This window comes from Kordia sp. (assembly GCF_045105435.1).
Lineage (GTDB): Bacteria > Bacteroidota > Bacteroidia > Flavobacteriales > Flavobacteriaceae > Kordia.
The window spans coordinates 1-22,913 of sequence record NZ_JBGCDL010000047.1 but is presented as its reverse complement, the minus strand read 5'-3'; the positions used below and the strand labels follow the sequence as shown (position 1 = coordinate 22,913).

General features: G+C 35.9%; 22 protein-coding genes. 21 read left to right on the top strand and 1 reads right to left on the bottom strand.

What is annotated here, in order from left to right; translation table 11 throughout:
- The first annotated feature begins 3 nt into the window (after positions 1-3).
- From AB8B65_RS02115 to purD, 19 genes are all read left to right on the top strand, one after another.
- Positions 4-1,035: a hypothetical protein gene (locus tag AB8B65_RS02115; protein WP_405299149.1), complete on the top strand. Its 1,032-nt coding sequence runs from the start codon at positions 4-6 to the stop codon at positions 1,033-1,035.
- The gene (locus tag AB8B65_RS02110) at positions 1,028-1,555 is read left to right on the top strand and encodes a hypothetical protein (RefSeq protein ID WP_405299148.1); all 528 of its coding nucleotides are present in this window, start codon (positions 1,028-1,030) and stop codon (positions 1,553-1,555) included. Before AB8B65_RS02115 ends, AB8B65_RS02110 begins: the two co-directional genes overlap by 8 nt.
- Positions 1,556-1,565: 10 nt before the next feature.
- Positions 1,566-2,369 (top strand): formyltransferase family protein, encoded by an 804-nt coding sequence (locus AB8B65_RS02105; RefSeq protein ID WP_405299147.1) that lies wholly within the window; start codon positions 1,566-1,568, stop codon positions 2,367-2,369.
- 27 nt (positions 2,370-2,396) lie between these two features.
- The gene (locus AB8B65_RS02100; protein ID WP_405299146.1) at positions 2,397-4,277 is read left to right on the top strand and encodes an alginate lyase family protein; all 1,881 of its coding nucleotides are present in this window, start codon (positions 2,397-2,399) and stop codon (positions 4,275-4,277) included.
- A 9-nt stretch (positions 4,278-4,286) separates the two neighbouring features.
- A complete protein-coding gene (locus AB8B65_RS02095; protein ID WP_405299145.1) occupies positions 4,287-5,534 on the top strand; it encodes a glycosyltransferase family 4 protein in 1,248 nt (415 codons plus the stop codon).
- Complete coding sequence (locus AB8B65_RS02090; RefSeq protein ID WP_405299144.1) at positions 5,535-6,110, top strand: sugar transferase; 576 nt, start codon at positions 5,535-5,537, stop codon at positions 6,108-6,110. It abuts the gene before it with no gap.
- A gap of 5 nt (positions 6,111-6,115) precedes the next feature.
- Positions 6,116-7,096, top strand: a complete 981-nt coding sequence (locus AB8B65_RS02085; protein ID WP_405299143.1) for a methionyl-tRNA formyltransferase — start codon at positions 6,116-6,118, stop codon at positions 7,094-7,096.
- Complete coding sequence (locus tag AB8B65_RS02080; protein ID WP_405299142.1) at positions 7,093-7,755, top strand: PIG-L deacetylase family protein; 663 nt, start codon at positions 7,093-7,095, stop codon at positions 7,753-7,755. Before AB8B65_RS02085 ends, AB8B65_RS02080 begins: the two co-directional genes overlap by 4 nt.
- Positions 7,756-7,766: 11 nt before the next feature.
- Positions 7,767-8,543 (top strand): TauD/TfdA family dioxygenase, encoded by a 777-nt coding sequence (locus AB8B65_RS02075; protein ID WP_405299141.1) that lies wholly within the window; start codon positions 7,767-7,769, stop codon positions 8,541-8,543.
- Complete coding sequence (locus AB8B65_RS02070; RefSeq protein ID WP_405299140.1) at positions 8,531-9,280, top strand: aldo/keto reductase; 750 nt, start codon at positions 8,531-8,533, stop codon at positions 9,278-9,280. Before AB8B65_RS02075 ends, AB8B65_RS02070 begins: the two co-directional genes overlap by 13 nt.
- 96 nt (positions 9,281-9,376) lie before the next feature.
- Positions 9,377-9,937, top strand: coding sequence for a sugar transferase (locus AB8B65_RS02065; RefSeq protein ID WP_405299139.1), 561 nt, complete (start codon positions 9,377-9,379; stop codon positions 9,935-9,937).
- Between the two features lie 47 nt (positions 9,938-9,984).
- Positions 9,985-10,596: an acetyltransferase gene (locus tag AB8B65_RS02060; protein WP_405299138.1), complete on the top strand. Its 612-nt coding sequence runs from the start codon at positions 9,985-9,987 to the stop codon at positions 10,594-10,596.
- A gap of 2 nt (positions 10,597-10,598) precedes the next feature.
- Complete coding sequence (locus AB8B65_RS02055) at positions 10,599-11,732, top strand: DegT/DnrJ/EryC1/StrS family aminotransferase (protein ID WP_405299137.1); 1,134 nt, start codon at positions 10,599-10,601, stop codon at positions 11,730-11,732.
- 58 nt (positions 11,733-11,790) lie between these two features.
- On the top strand, positions 11,791-13,824 hold the full coding sequence (locus tag AB8B65_RS02050; protein ID WP_405299136.1) for a polysaccharide biosynthesis protein: 2,034 nt from the start codon (positions 11,791-11,793) through the stop codon (positions 13,822-13,824).
- Between the two features lie 82 nt (positions 13,825-13,906).
- The gene (locus AB8B65_RS02045) at positions 13,907-15,217 is read left to right on the top strand and encodes a UDP-glucose dehydrogenase family protein (RefSeq protein WP_405299135.1); all 1,311 of its coding nucleotides are present in this window, start codon (positions 13,907-13,909) and stop codon (positions 15,215-15,217) included.
- A 21-nt stretch (positions 15,218-15,238) separates the two neighbouring features.
- Positions 15,239-16,225, top strand: a complete 987-nt coding sequence (locus AB8B65_RS02040) for a UDP-glucuronic acid decarboxylase family protein (protein ID WP_405299134.1) — start codon at positions 15,239-15,241, stop codon at positions 16,223-16,225.
- A gap of 3 nt (positions 16,226-16,228) precedes the next feature.
- Entirely contained in the window at positions 16,229-17,635 is a 1,407-nt protein-coding gene (locus AB8B65_RS02035) for an exopolysaccharide biosynthesis polyprenyl glycosylphosphotransferase (protein WP_405299133.1), read from the top strand.
- Between the two features lie 2 nt (positions 17,636-17,637).
- Entirely contained in the window at positions 17,638-18,408 is a 771-nt protein-coding gene (locus tag AB8B65_RS02030) for a glycosyltransferase family 2 protein (RefSeq protein WP_405299132.1), read from the top strand.
- Entirely contained in the window at positions 18,405-19,676 is a 1,272-nt protein-coding gene (purD, locus tag AB8B65_RS02025) for a phosphoribosylamine--glycine ligase (protein WP_405299131.1), read from the top strand. Before AB8B65_RS02030 ends, purD begins: the two co-directional genes overlap by 4 nt.
- On the opposite strand, the gene AB8B65_RS02020 is transcribed toward purD, so the two are convergent.
- Entirely contained in the window at positions 19,671-19,898 is a 228-nt protein-coding gene (locus AB8B65_RS02020; RefSeq protein ID WP_405299130.1) for a DUF6341 family protein, read from the bottom strand. The two genes, purD and AB8B65_RS02020, sit on opposite strands and share 6 nt — an antisense overlap.
- A gap of 46 nt (positions 19,899-19,944) precedes the next feature.
- On the opposite strand from AB8B65_RS02020, the gene AB8B65_RS02015 reads away from it, so the two are divergent.
- Together AB8B65_RS02015 and AB8B65_RS02010 are read left to right on the top strand one after the other, a co-directional pair.
- Positions 19,945-20,865 (top strand): hypothetical protein, encoded by a 921-nt coding sequence (locus AB8B65_RS02015; protein WP_405299129.1) that lies wholly within the window; start codon positions 19,945-19,947, stop codon positions 20,863-20,865.
- A 243-nt stretch (positions 20,866-21,108) separates the two neighbouring features.
- Positions 21,109-22,913, top strand: a 1,805-nt coding sequence (locus AB8B65_RS02010) for an SdrD B-like domain-containing protein (protein ID WP_405299128.1), incomplete at its 3' end; no start/stop codon positions are given.

Below are 22,913 nucleotides of genomic sequence, written 5' to 3'. Positions count from 1 at the left end.
GCCATGAATCTTGAAAAAATAAACAAAATACCAAGCACGGAAGTTGTACATTATTACAGTGGAAGTGATATCATTTCGAGTAAATTTAACAAAGTAAAAGTTAAATACAACGGCTATAACTGTACGGTAAAATTACCTTCAGGTTTGGTCGATAACGTATTTGGACTTTTTCGCTTGTCAAGACGTGCATTACGATTAGATAAATGCAATGTGTTTACCGCAGGAAAATTTCTAGTACTCATCAGAAAGTACAAAGTGTATAGCTACAATTTGGAAACAAATGAATTAAAAGAAACGCTCACACTAAAAAACTGTAGAAACATATTGCATCAATCCATGTGTACCAACAAGCAAGGAGAAATGTTTTTTGGTGAATACGGAAACAATGGCGAACGCAAACCCGTAAATGTCTACAAAAGTTCAGACAATGGGCAATCGTGGGAAGTCATTTACCAATTCCCAGCAGGAGAAATAAAACACATTCACGGTTGCTATTACGATACATACGAAGACAAAATATGGACGCTTACGGGCGATTTTGAAAACGAAAATATCGTGATGAAATCAGATGCCAATTTTACCAACAATGAAAAAATTGGCGATGGAAGTCAAACCTATCGTACGGTAAGTATCATCTTTCAAAAAAACTCGGTACATTGGATTATGGATTCGCCGATTGAAAGAAGCTACCATTACGAAATGGACAGAAAAACGTATAAAATCACTAAAAAAGAAGCATTTCCAGGACCTGTTTGGTATGTAAAAGAACTCACAGATGGGTATTACATGGCGGCTTCAAGTGTAGAAATAGGTGATGGTGTCATTGATAACTATGCACATTTGCTCGTTACCAAAGATTTAGAAACTTGGACAGAGCTTGCAAAATTTAAAAAAGATAGGCTACCAATGCGCTACTTCAAATGGGGCGTTATTGCCTTTGCCGATGGCGAACAAAGCAGTGATAGCTTTCCGTTATTCTTTGAAGCACTTACGAAAGTAGATGGTAAATCGTATACATACAAAATCAATGACTGATACATTATTCTCAAAAATTGAAGCGCATCAAGCAAATCTGAAAAAAAATCAGGCGCAGCTAGTTTATTGTAACGAAGCATTCCATAAAAAAATTGGCATGCAGGACAGTGCCTGTAAAAATAATGCCTCAATTGATGCTACATTACCAAAATACAAATACTTCAAAACCATTAAAACAGATGACATTATAGCACTAAGAGCCAATCTTGATGCTGCCAATGAAAATCATCAATTTTGGTGCAAAAAAATATACCGCTTTCTTGAATTCAGACTCAGCAGTGTAGAAGAACGCATTCAAAAAAACTATACCAACAAAGAACAAAGAGTTACGTTTATACAAAACATAATTACTTTACTATTAGAATATTACACGGTTACAAATGACAGTCGTTATTTAAGCGTTGCACTAAAGCTGTTGCGAAAAAAAGCATTATCAAAACAAGGTTTTCTAAACAGTACATTCAACGTGCAATACTCGTACAATATCATTGCAGTACACAACCTAATCAAGAATTTATAAAACGATTAAGATGCAAAAAAAAGTTGCGATCATTTCTCCAAATCCAGCAAGTTTATATTCTACATCAGTGAGTGAATTATTGATGCGGAACGATATAAAAATTGAGGTGGTTTTTGTAAAAAAGTTCACACTATCAAGATTTAAGGACGAATTCTCCAGAGATGGTGTACGTCTCCTAAAAAAAATCTGGAAAAAACTCGTACTCAAAAATAAAGCGTATGATGCTTTCGCGAATATTGAAACAATCGTGGACTATCGCAAAAAAGAAAACATCACACTAAAAAATGTAAAAGAGCTGGAAGCAAAAGGTGTAGAAGTGTGTTTTGTGGACGATTTAAACACGAAATTTGTTGAAGACAAACTCAAAGAAAAACAAGTAGATGCAACTGTATTTACCGGTGGCGGATTGATCCGAAAAAACATCTTAGACAATGCAGGCGCAGGCGTATTTAACTGTCACATGGGAAAACTTCCTGAATACAGAGGAATGGACGTGGTAGAATGGCCTATATTCAAAAAAGACTTCGATAATATTGGTTTTACCGTGCATTTTATGGACAAAGGTGTAGACACAGGCGATATCTTAAAAGTATTTGATGTAAAACTTATTGAGAACGAAAACATAAAATCGTTGCGTGCTCGTTTTGAACCGATTATGACCAAAAACTTTGTAGAAACCATTGTTGGGTTTTTAAATGGTGACATACAACGCAAGCCGCAAGCGGAAGCCGATGGAAGACAATACTACATTATAGACAAACATCTTAATGAAATTGGCGACCAATACTTACAGCAGCAAACACAATCGAAATAGAGACATAAAAAAATAAATACATACCAAATGATTCAAAAAGTAAAAAAGATAGCCAACTTTATCTCAAACATGGGCGCACGCTATCTTTTTTTTAGAATCTTTTATACAGTCAAATCAAAACTTGGCTGGCAAAAAAAAGTATTTCCAACCAATCCGACAGAAAAAAAATTCACAACACTAGAAGATTGGAAAAACAACTTACCGCCATTCTTTTTCTACGGAAAAGACATTTCAAAGTTGCCAAAACAACCTACGGAATCACTCAAAGAAACGTATGAAGAAATTCAAAAAGGCGTATTTACCTTTTTCAACAAATCAAAACTCGATCTTGGCAAAGACTACAGTTGGATTGTAAATCCTTCCACGGGACATCAATACGACATCAACAAACATTGGTCGGAAATTGAAGACTTATCCAAAGAAGCAGGCGATATCAAATACGTTTGGGAAAAAGCGCGATTCTCCTACTTATACGACATCATTCGGTACGATTATCACTTTGAGGAAGATCAGTCAAAATTTGTATTCAGCGAAATAGAAGACTTCATCGAAAAAAATCCAATCAATCAAGGGCCAAACTACAAATGCAGTCAAGAAGCAAGTTTGCGTATCATGAATTGGATGTTTGCGTTGTATTATTACAAAGATTCACCAAACCTAACCGAAGCATTATTCCAAAAAATAATGCACAACGTCTATTGGAAACTCCATCACGTATACCATAACATTAACTTTTCTCGTATTACGGTGCGAAACAATCACGCCATTACAGAAACCTTAATGTTATACCTTTCGGCGAAACTTTTTCCATTCATGCCAGATGTTGACAAATGGAGCAAGCACGGTAAAAAATGGTTTGAGCAAGAAGTGGCGTATCAAGTATATGAAGATGGTACTTTCTTACAATTTTCAATGAACTATCACCGAGTAGTAGTGCAATTATTAACGTGGGGAATTCAACTTTCCAGACTCAACAATGAAAAATTTGATCCGAAAGTATACGACAGAGCGCAAAAATCACTCAATTTCTTAGATGCTTCGCTCGATCCTGTAAGCGGAAAATTACCAAATTACGGTTCCAATGATGGCGCGCTATTCTTTAAACTCACCAATGACGATTACAGAATATATACGTCGCAGCTAGATGATTTAAGAGCTGTGCTAAACGGCTATACCTACAACAAATCAGAAAGTGCGCATTGGTACGGCATACAACCCGAACTTAAACCATACAAAGCGTCCAATACGTTAAATCCATTTGAAAAAGGTGGCTATTACATCATTCAAGACGAAACTACAAAAACGTTTATCCGATGTGGAAAACACAAAGACCGACCTTTTCAGTCCGATAACTTACACATTGATATTTGGGCAAACGGAATCAACTATTTACGCGATAGCGGATCGTACAAATACAACACCACAAAAGAAGAACTTGCTTATTTCAATGGTTGCGAAGGACACAATACGGTAAGTGTTGGCAAAGCTGACCAAATGCTAAAAGGAAGCCGATTTATTTGGTTTTACTGGGTAAAAAAAGCTGCTGCAAAGCTTCAAAAAAAGGAAAACGCGTATGAATTTGACGGAAACATCAAAGCATTTGCACAGCTAGGAAACAACATTACACACCATAGAAAAGTAACCAAAACAGCGAGCAAAAATCGTTGGGATATTCAAGATACGGTTCAAAACAAAAAAGACCATTCCATATATCAATATTGGCATGTACATCCCGATTATTTTGACAAAGTGAACATCATCACCAAAGACGATCAAGGAAACATATTAGAACCGCTAGTAGAAGAAAAATGGTTTTCTGGTTACTATGGAATCAAAGAAAAATCGCTTCGAATCACATTCAAAACGAATCGAAGTAGCCTAAACACCTCAATTGAGATAAACATATAAGCATACCTGATGAAAATATTACTAATACACCAAGCATTTCTAGAAAAAGATGAAGGCGGCGGATCGCGCTTCAACGAGATGACAAAAATGTGGTCAGAGCAAGGACATGAAATTACCGTCTTGGCAGGAATGGTACACTATACAACAGGAAAAAAGAATCCAAAATACAAAGGTAAATACACGTTTAAAGATAAAGGTTTCTATGATGGCGTGGATGTCATTCGTTGTCACGTATCTGAAAGTTACAACGTCAGCTTCTTAGGAAGACTTTGGGCATACTTTTCGTTTGTATTTTCAAGTATTTATGCAGGTTTATTCAAAACCAGGGGAAAAAAGTTTGATGCCATTCTAGTAACGTCGCCACCACTATTTGTGGGAATTACGGCGTATGTACTCTATCTATTCAAGCGAATTCCGTTTGTATTTGAAATTAGAGATTTGTGGCCAGAATCAGCTATTGACACAGGTGTATTAAAAAACAAAATCATCATCAAATTTGCCTATTGGTTTGAAAAATTCATGTACAAACGAGCGCGACTCATCAATGTATTAACACCTGCATTTAGAGACAAACTCATCAAGGACAAAAACGTACCTGCAGAAAAAATCATCTTCATTCCAAATGCAGCCGATTTTACCTTGGCGGAAGAAATACAAAAAGACTTTGATGCACCTGCTTTCAAAAAAGAACTAGGATTGCAAGACAAATTTGTCATTACCTATGTTGGTGCGCACGGAGTTGCAAATCATCTAATTCAATTGGTAGATGCTGCCGAACACTTACGAGAAACCAATGTGGTATTTCAACTCATAGGTTCGGGAATGCAAAAAGAAATGCTGCAAAGTGAAGTAGCAAAAAGAAACCTACAAGCACAAGTCATCTTCCGAGATCCAGTATCCAAAAGAGAAGTATTCAAATACATACTCTCGTCAGACATGGGCGCATCGGTACTAAAACGGATTGATACATTCAAAACAATCTATTCCAACAAAACATTTGACTACATGTCATGCAAAAAACCAATTCTATTAGCAATTGAAGGAATATCAAAAGATTTAATAGAAGAAGCTAAATGCGGAATATGTGTAGAACCAGAAAACGCTAAAGATATAGCAGCCAAAATAATAGAAGCGATCAATTCAGACAATATGTTTGACAAAATGGGCGATAATGGCTACTTTTACGCCAAAGAAAATTTTGATAGAAATAGGCTGGCAGATACCTATATTTCTGAAATAGAAAAGAATTTTAAATAAATGTATAAAAGATATTTTAAAAGAATCCTAGACGTATTTGTTGGAGTTGTTACTCTAATAATACTATTCCCTTTATTCTTAATTGTCGGCATATTAATATATACTTCAAGTAAAGGATCTATATTCTATTCGCAAGAACGTATTGGGAAAAACGGAGAACTATTCAGGTTGCATAAATTCAGATCTATGTATGTAAACAAAGGTTTCTCGGTAAACAAACAGGTGTTTAAAAATGATAAAAATGTGACTACTATTGGAAAATTCATCAGAAGATTCAAAATTGACGAACTCGCGCAAATCATAAATGTCATCAACGGCGATATGTCTATTGTAGGACCAAGACCTGTATTACCGGCTGTAGAAGAACACTTTGATGAAAATGCGCAACACAGACTTACAGTACGACCTGGTTTAACAGGACTTTCGCAAGTAAACGGAAACATTCACTTAGCGTGGAAAGAAAGATGGGTTTTTGATAGAAAATATGTTGAAAATATCAGTTTCATCAACGATATTAAAATCATTTTTAAGACTTTTGCAGTCGTACTTCTAGGAGAAGAAAAATTTAAAAAATAAAACCGATGAGAATTGTAATTGCAGGCGCAGTATCTTCCACACTCACAACGCTAAAAAAGCTTGTAGCCCATCAAATGGATATTGTTGGTGTATTAGGATACGAACCCGCTTCTCTCAAAAATGTAAGCGCATACACATTACTAAAACCCGTTGCGCTCGAAAATGATTTAGATTACAAACCATTTGTAAAAATAAATGACGAAACCATTGTTGCACAAGTAAAAAGCTGGAAACCAGATTTACTATTTGTAGTAGGACTTTCACAGCTTATTGGTGACGATCTCATCAATAGTGCCACACACGGAGTTGTTGGGTTTCATCCAACGAGTTTGCCAAGAGGAAGAGGAAGAGCGCCAATAGCTTGGTCTATCTTAAATGAAAAACAGGCTGGAGCTAATTTTTTTCTTATTGATGATGGAGTAGACAGTGGTCCAATCCTAGCACAACAATTATTTGACATTGGCAAAGACGACTATGCGGAAGACTTTGAACTAAAAATGATTGATGCCATCAACAAAGCATTAGACAATTGGTTGCCACAACTAAAAGAAGGAACCATAAAAGCTGTGCCGCAAAATGACAACATAGCAAACTATTACGGCAGAAGAGCGCCAAATGATGGTTGTATCAGTTGGGAAACACCTGCCATAGAAATATACAAACTCATCAGAGCTTCTTCAAGGCCGCATCCAGGCGCATTTTCGTTCAAAGAAAACATACGCGTACTTATTTGGAAAGCCAGACCCGAAAAAAATCTAAAAATTACGGGAGTTACAGGAAGAATTTTAGATGTAAATGAACATGGCGATGCCTTAGTGCAAACAGGCGACGGATTATTGTGGCTAACCGAATACGAATTATTTGATTTTAAAGGAAATCAATTAGAAGAAAAACTAAAAGTCGGACAAAAACTAGGATACTACATAGACTTAGAACTTTTCAAACTAAAAAAGGAAATACAACAATTAAAAAATAAATTAAAATGAAAATTCTAGTAATAGCACCTCATGCAGATGATGAAATATTAGGATGTGGAGGAGTCATAGCTAAACACATAGCAAATGGTGATGAGGTGAGAGTATTAGTAGTCACAAAAGGTGCCGAAGAACTATACTCAGCAGCAGACGTACAAGTAATACGTACCGAAGCCAAAGTAGCACACGAATTCTTAGGAGTCTCAGAAACTATATTCTTTGACTTTCCTGCACCCATACTAGACCAAACGCCTTCGTATAAAATATCGAATGCGGTTTCGGAAATTGTAAAAACATACCAACCAGAAACGGTATATTTGCCACACAGAGGAGATCTTCACAAAGACCACAGAATGGTATTTGAATCTTCTTTAGTAGCTATAAAACCAGTAAACAATTGTTCCGTACAAAATATTTACTGTTATGAAACCTTATCAGAGACAGAATGGGGCGCACCTTTCGGTGATGATGCCTTTATCCCAAATGTTTTTGAAGATATCTCAAATTATATTGAGCTAAAAATAGAGGCAATGCGTAAATTTGAAAGCCAGTTAAAAGAATTTCCTCATTCTCGATCGGTAGTTGCCATTGATGCACTAGCCAAATTTAGAGGAGCAACAGTAGGGAAACACGCCGCTGAAGCTTTCATGTTAATTAGAAGTATAAATTAAATCAAAAAATTATGGAGTTTATAACTGATGTTAAATTAAGAACAAATGATCCTGTTGAAGCTGCAAAAACAGTAAAGGAAGTTTTAAAAAACAACAAAGTTGTGAAAGTAGTTCCTGAATGGTATTTAGGTGACCTTCGTGCATTTTATGAAGTCCTTACTGATGAAATAGGAATTCCTATCAATATTGGAGAAGACTTCAAAAATGAAGGCGCACAAACACACGAAAAATGGTTGGAAATTCGCTATGATGCCGATATTCCAGATCTTTCTGCATACCGACACAGTAAAAATGCACAACCATTACACACGGACGAATCATACATTGAAGATCCTGCGGATATCATGTTATTCTATAGCATCAATAAAGCTGTAAAAGGTGGCGCAACTACATTTATTGATGGTGATGTACTTATAGAATACATGGAGGAAAACGCTCCTGAATTACTTGCAAAACTAAAATCAACGCCAGTTCGTTACAAAAAAGCAGGTGAAGAACGTACCGAAAAAATCATCGACATCAAAGAAGATGGACTCATTCACTTTAACTTCAACTTTTACTGTGTAGACAAAGAAGAAACTGAGGAAAACAAAGCGTTAAACAAAGATTTTTTCGACTTTTTACAAAACTACGTGGCGCATTCGCACATGATTGAGCAAGTAACACTTAACCCAGGAGAAGCTGTATTATGGTGGGATGAACTCGTTTTACATGGACGAACTTCATACGACGTAAGAAAGACAGACGACCGTTTTATCTGGAAAACAGGATTTAAGTGGAAAGAATAAAACAAACCCTAAACCTAAGCAAACTTACGCTTGGTACGATGCGATTTCATGACAAACAATTGACAGTAAATCAAGTTGTCAATATCATCAATGAAGGGCACGAAATAGGAATACACACACACCATTCATCTTTTGAATATAGTTCGTATGAGCTATATTCAAAAGCATTGGAAAAATCTGGAAAAGGAAAACATGTCAAGCACATTGTAAAACTATCTTCTCCACATTTTGAAGACGATGCGTTTTCCGCTAAAATATTAGAAGAACGCGTAGACAAGCAACTAAAAACATTGCAAACAGATTGTATAGATGTATTGCAATGGTTGGTGCGATCAAAACCTATAAACGATGCAGATCGCTTGCAAACCTTAGTAGATCAGCAAGAAGAAATTACAAGTAGTATAGAAGACTTAAAAAAGAAAGGTAAAATAAAAACCTCCTTCAGCTTCCCATACTCTGTAAACTTTGCCAAAAAAGTACTAGAATTAAATCAGGTAGATGGTTTAGTAACGTATTTAAACAAAGGAGAATTGGAATACCAAGAATTCGCCGATTCCGTTCCTTTCATTGCAATACGACCTTTATTTGCCGGGAAACTCATTGAAAACGCAACAGACATTGATGCGGAAATCATCAGTAGTTTACAATTTGTAGAAAACCATAAAACGGTGCTATCAACCATCGTTGGTATCAACAGTACAAAACAACTCCAAACCTATAAAAAATACCTGCAATAGCACTATGTTTTATCATGGTGTAATTATTGGCGTTCAAAAGGTGAAAAGTTATATCGCGCAAAGCATTCCAAAAAATAAAACTCCAAAAGACACGTAATGATCGGAAAACGTATTTTTGATATTATTCTTTCCTTTACATTACTTGTCGTATTGCTTGTGCCAATGTTTTTATTGTGGATAGTTACAACAGTAACGTTGCAGTCCAACGGTTTATTTTTACAAACCAGAATAGGGCAACACGGCAAATCGTTTACGATGTTCAAATACAAATCGTTATTTGCTAATGGAAAAAAAACCTCAAAATGGGGCATATTTCTTAGAAAAACAAAACTTGACGAATTGCCGCAACTACTCAACATACTCATCGGCGAAATGAGTTTTGTAGGACCGCGACCCGATTTGCCTGGATATTACGATTTGCTCGAAGGCGAAAACAGAAAAATTCTAACACTAAAATCAGGAATGACTTCCGAAGCCGCCTTAAAATACATAAACGAAGAACAATTATTGGCGTCCAAAAAAGACCCAAAACAATACAACGACGAAGTAATTTACCCCGATAAAATTAAAATGAATCTACACTACTACCACACTAGAAGTTTTTTAGTAGATTTGAAAATAATATTGCAAACCATACAAAAAATTGTAAGTAGCTGAAAATCAAAACAAAAAAGTAAGCGACAGCAATAATAAAACGATAATAAATGAGTAAAATTTGTCTATTTGGCGCTAGCGGACACGGAAAAGTGGTCAAAGATGTAGCAACAAGCACAAACATTGTGGTTGAAGCGTTCATTGACGATCAACCGAAAAGCGAATTTCTACAGGGAATTCCGGTCGTGACGTCAGTAGAAATGGCAAAATATACTGATAACAAATTCCTAATCAGCATAGGAAACAATAAAATTCGTAAAATCATCAGCCAAAAACTAACAAATGACTTTGCAATACTCATTCACAAAACAGCAACCATTTCATCTTCAGCAACCATAGCAGAAGGAACGGTTGTTATGAACGGAACCAACATCAACGCAGCTGCCAACATTGGCAAACATGTCATCATCAATACAGCAGCAATCATTGAACACGATTGCACTATTGGCGACTTTGCACACATATCACCAAACGCAACCATTACAGGAAATGTAAGCGTTGGAGAAGGAACACATATTGGCGCAGGTGCGATTGTAATTCCAAATGTAAAAATTGGCAAATGGGCAACTATTGGCGCGGGCGCAGTCATCATAAAAGACGTTCCCGATTTTGCTGTAGTCGTAGGAAACCCAGGAAAAATAAAAAAGTACAACAACGAATAACTATGAACTCAAGAATTTGGCTTTCATCTCCGCACATGGGCGGAAACGAACAATCCTACATAAAGGAAGCATTTGACACGAATTGGATCGCTCCACTTGGACCAAATGTAACAGGATTTGAAAACGATTTAAAGCAGTTTCTAAACACCGAAAAAGAAGTAGGTGCGCTAGGCTCAGGAACGGCTGCCATTCACTTAGGACTAATCTTAGCTGGAGTAACCGCTGGCGATGAAGTACTTTGTCAAAGTATGACGTTTTCAGCTTCCGCGAATCCAATTCTATACCAAGGAGCAACACCTGTATTTATTGACAGCGAAGCCGATACATGGAACATGTGCCCAATTCATTTAGAAGCGGCAATCAAAGACAGAATCGCAAAAGGAAAAAAGCCAAAAGCAATCATTCCTGTTCACTTATATGGAATGCCTGCAAAAATTGACGAAATAGTGGCAATTGCCAACACATATGAAATTGCAATCATTGAAGATGCCGCCGAATCATTAGGTTCAACCTACAAAGGAAAAAGTTGTGGAACCTTTGGTGAATATGCTGCTTTATCGTTCAACGGAAACAAAATCATCACAACATCTGGTGGCGGTGCTATTGTTTGTAATGACGAAGAAGCCAAAAAGAAAGCCATTTTCTTAGCAACACAAGCTAGAGACGATGCACCACATTACCAACATTCCGAAGTTGGATACAATTACCGCATGAGCAACATTGTAGCCGGAATTGGTAGAGGACAAATGGAAGTCTTAAACGATCACATTGCATTGCGTAGAAGCATGCAAGCATTTTACAAAAACATCTTCAAAGATGTGGCAGGAGTTACCGTATTTGAAGAGCCAAACGACGACTATTTCTCAAACCATTGGTTAAGTTGTATCACCGTTGATGAAAGTGTAGCAGGTTTTTCTCGTGAAGACTTACGCCTTTTCTTGTGGGAAGACAACATAGAATCAAGACCGCTTTGGAAACCAATGCACTTGCAGCCAATATTTGAAAAATATCCGTATTACGGAACAAATGTTTGTGAAAATTTGTTCAATATAGGATTGTGTTTACCATCAGGATCAAACCTAACTACACAAGAAAAAGAGCGTATTGCACAAGTTATAGGCGCTTTTCTAGCATAGAAACAAATAAATTAAGTAATTTGTAACGTTAAACAAAACGAATCTGTTTTTTTGAGAAATGAAGGTATCGAATTCAAGAGACATAAAAGAGGCAATAAAACAAGTCTTTAAATCAAGCAAAAAACGCATTGATTTTAAGAACATAGGATATTTACCAAGATGGCTTATCTTATGTTTTGACATGTTTATTTGTTGTGTAGCGGTGATTGTGACAAGCGTCATTGTCAACAATATCAACATTACAGATCTTAGTTTATCTTCAGAATCATTCTTTGGAATTTCTCCAAACTCTGGATTAATTCTAATCACAAACCTGTTATTCTTTATATTCTTTAGAACGTATGCAGGATTAATTCGTCACTCAACATTCATTGATGCAATTAAATTTTTCCTAGCTTCGTTAGCCACTTTAATCACATTACTCATCGTAAACTCTTCACACTTAATGTTTAGAGGGAACAATCTATTCTTAATTCCTAGACTGTTCATATACTTTGTAATGTCGTTTTCTTTTCTATTGTTATTCAGAGTATTAGTAAAGCAAGTATTTGAAGCATATTTTGATCATGCAGCCAAAGACGATCAAATAAACGTGATGATTTACGGAATTGATTCCAACGCGATTGCCATTTCAAACGCACTCAAAGTAGAACGTCCAATTCGATATAAACTCATTGGCTTCATTGACAAAAAAGGAAAAAACCGAAGTAAAGAAATCTTAGGATTACCTATCATTCATTACAAAAGAAAACTCTCTGTAATATTGCGTGCGCATGGTGCAAATGCGATCATTTTAGCAGACAAATCAATGACGCAAGAAGAACGTATCAAAATTGTAGATGAATGTTTAGAACATAACTTTAAAGTATTTAGAGCGCCAATTGTTTCCGATATGGAAGATAAGGAAAACGTAAACCTAGCGCAACAAATACAAAATGTACAAATTGAAGACTTACTCGAAAGAGAGCCAATAGTCTTAAACAATAAGCTTATCGCGAAAGAATTGTACGACCGAAGAATTTTAGTCACAGGTGGCGCCGGTTCAATTGGTAGTGAAATTGCGCGACAAGTTGCAAATTACAATCCGCAAAAACTAATCATTGTTGATCAAGCGGAAACACCATTGTATCAAATACAAATGGAAATTAGAGCAAACTTTCCAGACTTGGACTTTGAAGCCGTTATTGCAGATGTGCGCGACAAAGAAAAGCTAGAAAACATATTTGAACTCTACAAGCCACAAGTAGTCTATCACGCGGCAGCGTACAAACACGTACCGTTGATGGAAGACAATCCTTCACAAGCAATCTTTGTCAATGTGATGGGAACTAAAAACGTGGCAGATACGGCTTTAAAATTTCAAACAGACAAATTTGTATTGGTCTCTACGGACAAAGCGGTAAACCCAAGTAATGTGATGGGAGCTTCCAAGCGAATTGCAGAAATATATGTGCAAACCTTGCAAGAAGCATTCAAAAATGACAATCGCTATGTAACCAATTACGTAACGACGCGTTTTGGAAATGTATTAGGTTCAAACGGTTCAGTAGTACCATTATTCAAGCGTCAAATTACAGAAGGTGGTCCACTAACCATTACGCATCCAGATATCATTCGATACTTTATGACCATTCCAGAAGCGTGTCAATTAGTACTAGAAGCTGGAGCCATGGGGAATGGTGGAGAAATCTACATATTTGACATGGGAGAAGCGGTAAAAATCATTGACTTGGCGAAGAAAATCATCAAACTAGCAGGATTTATACCTTACAAAGACATCGATATAAAAATCATTGGGTTGCGTCCAGGTGAAAAATTATATGAAGAATTACTAAACGACAAATCAACCACATTGCCAACATATAACGAAAAAATTATGATTGCACGTGGTGAAATGTATGATTACGAAGAAATAAATACAAACATTGCTGAGTTGATCGATTCTGCTTCATTATTTGACAAACTAGCAGTTGTAAAACGCATGAAAGCATTGGTTCCTGAATATAAAAGTATGAACTCTTCTTATGAAGAATTAGACAAAAAAGAAAAAGATACCAAGGTCAAAAAATTATCAGACAAAAAAGTATCCTAAGGAACGATTAAGAAATAAAATATCAAATAAAGAGTCTTAATTTTACTAGAAATTAAAGCTTAAAAGAAATAAAAAATAACGCATGAAAATAACTGTTGTTGGAACAGGATATGTAGGACTAGTTACAGGAACGTGCCTAGCTGAAACTGGAAATGATGTACTTTGTGTTGATATTGATAAAAACAAAGTAACCCGAATGCAAAATGGTGAAGTTCCTATCTACGAACCTCATTTAGATATACTTTTTGATAGAAACATAAACGCAGGTCGTTTAAAATTTACCACTTCACTCGAAGATGGATTAGCACACGGACAAATTATATTTTTAGCATTGCCAACGCCAGAAGATGAAGATGGTTCTGCCGATTTATCGTACGTGCTTGGTGTTGCCAAAAACATTGGTAAACTGATGACGGAATACCGCGTTATTGTGGACAAAAGTACCGTACCCGTTGGAACTGCCGAAAAAGTGACTGCTGTCATTGCCGAACACGCCAAAGTTGAATTTGACGTAGTATCAAATCCAGAGTTTTTACGCGAAGGTTTTGCCGTAGACGATTTTATGAAACCAGAACGTATTGTTATTGGTTCAAGTTCAGAACGTGCTACAAAACTCATGCAGCGTTTATACAAACCGTTTGTACGCTCGGGGAATCCGATTTTAATCATGGATGAAAAATCGGCAGAGCTTACAAAATATGCTGCTAATTCGTTCTTAGCGGCTAAAATTACCTTTATGAACGAGATTGCGAACTTCTGCGAAAAAGTAGGCGCAGACGTTGACAAGGTTCGTATCGGTATGGGAACAGATTCACGTATTGGAAAACGTTTCTTATTTCCAGGAATTGGCTATGGCGGATCGTGTTTTCCGAAAGATGTAAAAGCATTGCACAAATCAGGAAAAGACAACCATTACAATTTTCAAATATTAGACGCCGTTATCAATGTAAATAATAAGCAAAAAACAGCGTTAATTCCGAAAGTATTACAACACTTAGGAGACGACTTAACAGGAAAAACAATTGCACTTTGGGGATTGGCATTTAAGCCAGAAACTGATGACATTCGCGAAGCGCCATCATTATATATCATTGACGAATTACTAGCGAAAGGCGCAAAACTGAAAGTTTTTGATCCTGAAGCCATGGAAAACGTTCAAAAGAAATTAGGGGATAAATTAATATATGCAGACAGCATGTACGGCGCTATTGAAAATACAGATGCGTTAATTATTTGTACCGAATGGAGCATATTTAGAACGCCAAATTTCAAAAAACTAAGAGAAAACCTAAACCAACCGATCATTTTTGACGGTAGAAATTTATATGACGTAGCCGACATGGAAAGAGAAGGATTTACCTATTTTTCTATTGGACGTAAAGACGTATTATAAAACCCTAAACCAACCAATGCTATGCAACGAATTCTAATTACGGGAGCCGCAGGATTCTTAGGTTCACACTTATGTGATCGCTTCATTAATGAAGGATATCACGTTATTGGTATGGACAACCTTATTACGGGAGATATTCGTAACATAGAACACTTATTTCATCTTAAAGAATTTCAGTTTTACCATCACGATGTTACTAAATTTGTACACGTACCTGGAAAACTAGACTATATTTTACACTTTGCTTCACCGGCAAGTCCGATAGATTATTTGAAAATTCCAATTCAAACCTTAAAAGTAGGTTCGCTCGGAACACATAATTTATTAGGCTTGGCAAAAGAAAAAAATGCACGTATTTTAATTGCTTCTACTTCCGAAGTATATGGCGATCCGTTAGTGCATCCGCAACACGAAGAATATTACGGAAACGTAAATACCATTGGACCACGCGGTGTGTATGACGAAGCCAAACGTTTTCAAGAATCCATTACAATGGCATATCACCGCTTTCACGGATTGGAAACGCGTATTGTGCGTATTTTTAATACCTACGGACCACGAATGCGATTGAACGACGGACGTGTAATTCCAGCATTTATTGGACAAGCATTACGCGGCGAAGATTTAACCGTTTTTGGTGATGGAACGCAAACACGATCATTCTGTTACATAACCGATCAAGTAGAAGGAATTTTTAGGTTATTAATGAGTGATTATGTAGAACCTATAAACATTGGAAACCCGCATGAAATCACTATTGGTGAGTTTGCTGAAGAAATTATTAGTTTGACAGGAACTGAGCAAAAAGTAATTTACAAAGAATTACCTGTAGACGATCCGCTAAAGCGAAAACCAGATATCCGTAAAGCAAAAGAAATCCTTAATTGGGAACCAAAAGTAGACCGAAAAGAAGGAATGCGACGCACGTACGAATATTTTAAATCGTTGCCAGAAAGCGAATTATTCAAAAAAGAACACAAAGATTTTTCAACCTATACAAGAATGTAAACCATGCATGTAAAAGGAAGATATTCATGGCTCCTGCGACCATTTTTTATGGTGTTCGACTTGTGCGTCATCAATATTCTTGTCTTTTTCTTTTTTGACTTTAACGATCAAGATTTATACTTTTTTGAATCGAGTTTTTGGAATAATAAGCACTTATTATTCATCATATACACCATTATTTTTTGGCCGTTATCTTCTTTCTTTTTAAGATTTTATAGTGTGTATCGATTCTCGTCGGTGCCACATATTTTATCCTTAGTCATCAAACAATTATTTGCGTATACGCTGATTATGTATGCATTTATCGGTATTTTTAGAAGTATCAATGTTTCAGCATTTGTCACGTTTAAATACTTAATGCTGAGTTTTGGAATTATCGGTTTGGGTAAAATAATTGGGTATTACGGACTTAAAAAATACCGCTCTGTTTTAGATGGAAACATTCGCAGAGTCATTATTATTGGTTTTAATGCCGGTGCGCAAGAATTGGAGCGCTTGTTTAGAAACAACAAAGACCTTGGTTATAAATTGTTAGGTATTTTTAGCGATACAAAAAATGAACTCATTAAAGGGACGATTGAAGAGAGTTTTGAATTTATAGAACAAGAAACTGGAATCGACGAAATTTACTGCGCTATTGATGAACTTTCGGAAAAACACGTAAATGATTATGTAAAATATGCGAGTTTGAATATGATCAATATTAAGTTCATTCCAAACACAAAAAAACTGATTACCAAGCGATTAAAAACTGATTATTACAATTATTTGCCAGTATTATCAATTCAAGAAACGGCTTTAAATAATAATATCAACCGATTTATTAAACGCGGATTTGATATTGCGTTTTCTCTAATTATCATTATCTGCGTGCTTTCTTGGTTAATTCCGCTCATGGCAATTTTGATTAAATTAGAATCAAAAGGACCTGTTTTTTACCGACATGTGCGAAACGGAATCAATTACAAAGAATTTAATTGTTACAAATTTAGATCGCTTGCCAATAACAACGATTCTAACTACGAACATGTAACGGAGCAAGATTCGCGCGTGACTAAAATTGGACGATTTATCCGAAAAACGAGTATTGACGAATTGCCACAGTTTTTTAATGTACTCAAAGGCGACATGTCTGTCATAGGACCAAGACCACATATGATTCCGTACACAAAAGAATACGCCAAAAAAATTGACAAATACAACTTTGTATTCCGCCACAGCGTAAAACCTGGAATTTCTGGTTTGGCACAAGTAAAAGGATATCGCGGCGAAATAAAAAATGATGAAGACATCATTAATCGTATCAAATACGATATATTTTATATTGAAAATTGGTCGTTGTTCTTAGACATAAAAATTATCTTTGAAACCATTGCCAACATCGTTAAAGGAGAAAAAAAGGCATACTAATTATGCATCAACCGTTAGTTTCTGTCATTACGCCAACTTACAATACCGAAGCCTTTATTTCGGAAACCATTGCATCTGTCCGTGCGCAAACCTATACCAATTGGGAACTAGTGATTGTGGACGATGCTTCCTCAGATACAACTGTAGCCATTTTACAAAAGTATGCCGCTTTAGACGATCGTATCAAAATTCATGTATTGGAAACCAATTCTGGTGCCGCTATCGCACGAAATACTGCCATAGAAAACGCTACAGGAACGTATATTGCATTTTTAGACGCAGACGATTTGTGGAAGCCAGAAAAGCTCACAAAACAAATCGCATTCATGCAAAAAAAAGACATTGCCGTGAGTTTTACGAGTTACGAATTGATGGACGAGCAAGGAAAATCGCTTGGAAAAATGATCAAAGCATTGCCAAAAGTAGATTTCTCAAAAATGCTTAAAAGCAATTATATTGGCAACCTTACGGGAATTTATAATGCGGAAAAACTCGGTAAAGTATACATGCCAAACATTCGGAAACGTCAAGATTGGGCATTGTGGCTTGCATTACTTAAAAAAGTAGATTTTGCCTATAGTTTGGAAGCTCCTTTAGCAAGATATCGTGTGCGTGAAAATTCGATTTCGTCCAATAAACTAAATTTATTAAAATACAACTATGCTATTTACAGAAAGGCGCTTAAATTTGGGGCTTTCAAATCGGGTTTTTATTTAATTCGATTTTTAATAGAACATTTCTTTATAAAACCACAACAAACAACACAACTATGAACATTCTTGTTTTAGGATCAGGAGGAAGAGAACACACATTTGCATGGAAATTGGCACAAAGTCCAAAATTAGGCAAACTATATGTTGCGCCAGGAAATGCAGGAACAGCGGCAATTGCTGAAAATGTAGCGATGCATGTGAACGATTTTGATGCGATTGGGAAATTTTCGATTGAAAACAATATTGAAATGGTTGTGGTAGGCCCAGAAGATCCGCTCGTAAACGGAATTCACGATTATTTTTTGAATGACGATGCCTTAAAAGGAATTCACGTTATTGGTCCGCAACAAGCAGCTGCCGAATTGGAAGGAAGTAAAGAATTTGCTAAAAAATTTATGATGCGTCACAACATTCCAACGGCTGCATATGAAAGTTTTACCAAAGATACTGTAGAAGCTGGTTGCGAATTTTTGACCACGTTACAATCGCCGTATGTATTAAAAGCAGATGGTTTGGCTGCCGGAAAAGGCGTGTTGATCATTAAGGATTTACAAGAAGCACAAGACGCATTACGCGAAATGTTGGTCGATGCCAAATTTGGTAACGCAAGTACGAAAGTTGTCATTGAAGAATTCTTAGATGGAATTGAACTCAGTTGTTTTGTCATTACAGATGGAAAAAACTATGTGACGCTTCCAACGGCAAAAGACTACAAACGAATTGGCGAAGGTGATACAGGATTAAATACTGGCGGAATGGGCGCAATATCGCCAGTACCATTTGCAGATGCGGAGTTTATGAAAAAAATTGAAACACGCATCATCAAACCGACAGTGGAAGGTTTTCAAAAAGATAACTTACCGTACAAAGGCTTTGTGTTTATCGGATTGATCAAAGTTGGAAATGATCCGTTTGTGATAGAATATAATGTGCGCATGGGCGATCCGGAGACAGAAGTTGTTATTCCACGATTGGAAAATGATTTACTTGACGTATTGGAAGCAGTTGGTACACAATCTTTAGATCAGATCGATATCAATATAAAACCAGCAGCTGCTACAACAATTATGGTGGTTTCTGGCGGATATCCGGAAGCGTATGAAAAAGGAAAAGAAATTACAGGAGCGGAAACAATTGAAGGATCTATTGTATTTCACGCAGGCACAAAACTAGAAGGAGAAAAAGTATTGACCAATGGCGGAAGAGTGATTGCTATTACGTCGCACGCGCCAACGTATGGAGAAGCCATAAAAAAATCTTATCAAAACATAAAAAAGTTACATTTTGATAAGATGTATTATAGAAAAGATATTGGTTTCGACTTATAAATAAGAGTGCGAAGTTACATCTTTACGTTCGTTGTCGTTTTTATCAAATTTTTTCAATTGCTTCACCCAATAAATCATTGCGGCAGCAGCAATTAACATAAAAATCCAATTTAATCCGTTGGCTAATGTCCAACTCTCTAATTCTAATGCGCGCAATGCGTTAAATGGTAGAAATAAAATTTCTTCAAATAAGTATGCAATTCCTTCAAATAGACTGTTCATCGATAAATCATATTATATTTACACTACAAAAATATAAAAACCTCAAATGATAACAAGCGTTTTTGGCAAATCAAAACCAATAAATTTTATTCTCTGCACAGGAATTTTGCTTGTGTATTTTGTAATACACTTATTTTCAAGTGATAAGGTGTTTGAGCATGCTTTGTTATTATTAGAAATTCCGGTATTAATTTTATTGTTATTTTCTTTATTGATGACCAATTTCATTGTAAAGAAGAACGATTTGACGCAGAAAAACGATTTTGCGCTTTTTTTGGCAACTATTTTTTTGGGATTATTTCCTTCTATTTTCGACAATATAAAGATTGTTTGTATATACTTATTGTTGCTTTTTGCTTTTAGACGGATTATTACATTGGGATCGTTACGAAGTGTAAAACAGAAAATATTTGATGCATCCTTATATATAAGTGTAGCACTTTTGTTTGATTCGTGGATTGTAGTATATTTTGTTGTTTTGTACGTTGGAATTTTGATGTATGTATCGGGCGATTATAAAAATTGGCTTGTTCCTTTTATTGGTGTAGTTGTGGTCATTGGTTTATATATTGTATACCTATGTAGTATGGAGCAAAGCGTTCTTATAAACCCATTATTTCAGTTTGATATAAAAATTAACTATTCAGCGACAAGTTATAGACGAATTGCGCTACATTTATTCATTACCATGCTTTTTAGCATAATTTTTGTAATATTTTTTCTAAAATACAAAACGTATTCTTCTCAAAAAAAGATTTCTTTTTTACTAACTAAAGCACTGTTTTTTATAGGGATTACATACGTGTTATTTGCTAAAAATGTGACTCAAAATACGGAACTTTTATTGCTATTTCCATTAGCCGTTTTTATGGCAAATTTGCTAGAAAATATGGAAAACAAAAGGATTGCCGATACTTTACTACTTTTGCTAATGATTGTTAGTTTTATCTTCAATATTTATCCATAATAAACACAGAAACCGTAACACCAATAAGGTAAATACCTACATTAACGTAAGTTATGGACTACATAAAATGCTTTTTCTCGATTTTAATGACGTTTTATCTAAAAGAAAAACCTGTTGTCTGTTTATTAGAAGAATTCCAAATATTTTTGTCTTCGAGAATTAAGCCGCTCACCCCAAACTTATTTTAAACAAAACCTATTAGTGTACGATGGTACATATAATAGTTAACTAAACAGCAAATCAATGAAGACTAAAATTACTCTTTTGGTCCTAACAGCCTTATTAGGACTGACGAATGTTTTCGCAAATTCAATGCCCACAAGCGAAAATGTTGTCGAGAATGAAATGATGACCACAAATGATAACTCGGTTATCATCTCTGCGGGAAAAAGAATTTACGCCCTCGACATGAACACGTACCACGCTACGTTGTTGGCAACATCACCTTATGTAAACGAAATTAACTCTATCGCTAGTGATCAGGCTACGGGATGGGTTCTTTACGTTTCTAACCATATCTCTAGTTACAACTGGACAATTTATGGTTACAATGTGTACACAAATACACATAAAAACTTTGGATCAGTAAGACACTTTTTTACAGGTACTGGTCACGCGTATTCTTCTAGAGGTCTCGCTTCTGGTGGAGGAACTTTTTATAACGGGAAATTATATTTCGCAATGGAATATCCTGTGTATTGCTACTACTACAGAGATGGAAGAAGAACTTCTGGTAACTCAAATCCTAAAGATGAGTTAAGTGACAACCAAAGAGCGGCAGGAACAGTGTCGACAGGTATGTTTACTACTAGAGGAACGAGCACTCCAGTGGCTATGGCAACTGAAGAGGATAACGGAGGAAGAGACGGAAACGGAGAGAATCCTGAAGATTTCGCTATTATCGAAGCTGAAGAAGCAAACGAATTGAATGACAATGTAAACGATTACATTCCAGAAGTAGAATTACCAGAAGACCCTAATGCTACAGGTAATGACGGTGAATTACAACAAAGAGGTACTAACTCAACTGCGCAAACTTATTCGGACGGTTATACACAAAGTTATTCTCACAGTACATACAACAACTACATGTACTTATTAGAGATTTGTTTCAATGGATTATCTGATGCTTCTGGACAAACAACATCTGTAGCAAACGGAAGACCAGTTTATGACAACTGGTGGTACTCTAGTTTCCTTTACAGAGGAGAACTTGGAGATATCGTTGTTGGTGATAACGGTCAAATGTACGCAGCTACTTCTTACCAAGTACAGGCATATAACTTCAATAGCAACAGATATGACTGGGCTAACAACGAAGATGTTTATGCTCAAATGGCTAAAGATAAGCACAGCAATCTACAGTTATTAAAAAACAAAAGAACATACACTACATATTACTACCATGGTTGTCCTCAAAACGTTTATCAGACAAAAAGTTTTGTACAAAAGTATACGGCGCCATCTAGTTTAAGAACTTTTAACAGCATTCAGTTAGGATCATTAAATGAGATTTCTGGATTAAATTCTGAAGATGTTGGTAGAATTACTGATGCATCTGATTATATCAACTTAACGCCACCTGTATCTTACAAGATTGAAGGTTTCGTATTTGATGATAATAACGAGAACGGAAGCTTTAATAGTGGACAAGGAGAAACTCAAACTTCAGGAATTACAGTAACATTATATGCTGATAACAATAATGATAATGTTTTAGATTCTGGAGATACAGTAATTGATTCTCAAGTTACAGGTTCAAACGGTTCTTATATATTTAACAATGTTGAGGTAGCTGAAACATTAGTTTCTGTAACTGTACCAAACAATACACCAACTACAACTTACACATCTACAACTCCAGAAGTTGTTGACGTAACAGGTTCTACAAATGATGTACATGTTAATTTTGGAATCAATGAAGCATTAATTCCTGTAAACTATGATGTTTTCGGAACTGTTTATGATGACAACAACGAAGACGCTATCTTAGATAACGGAGAAGCTGGATTAGCAAATGTTACATTAACATTATATGCTGATAACAA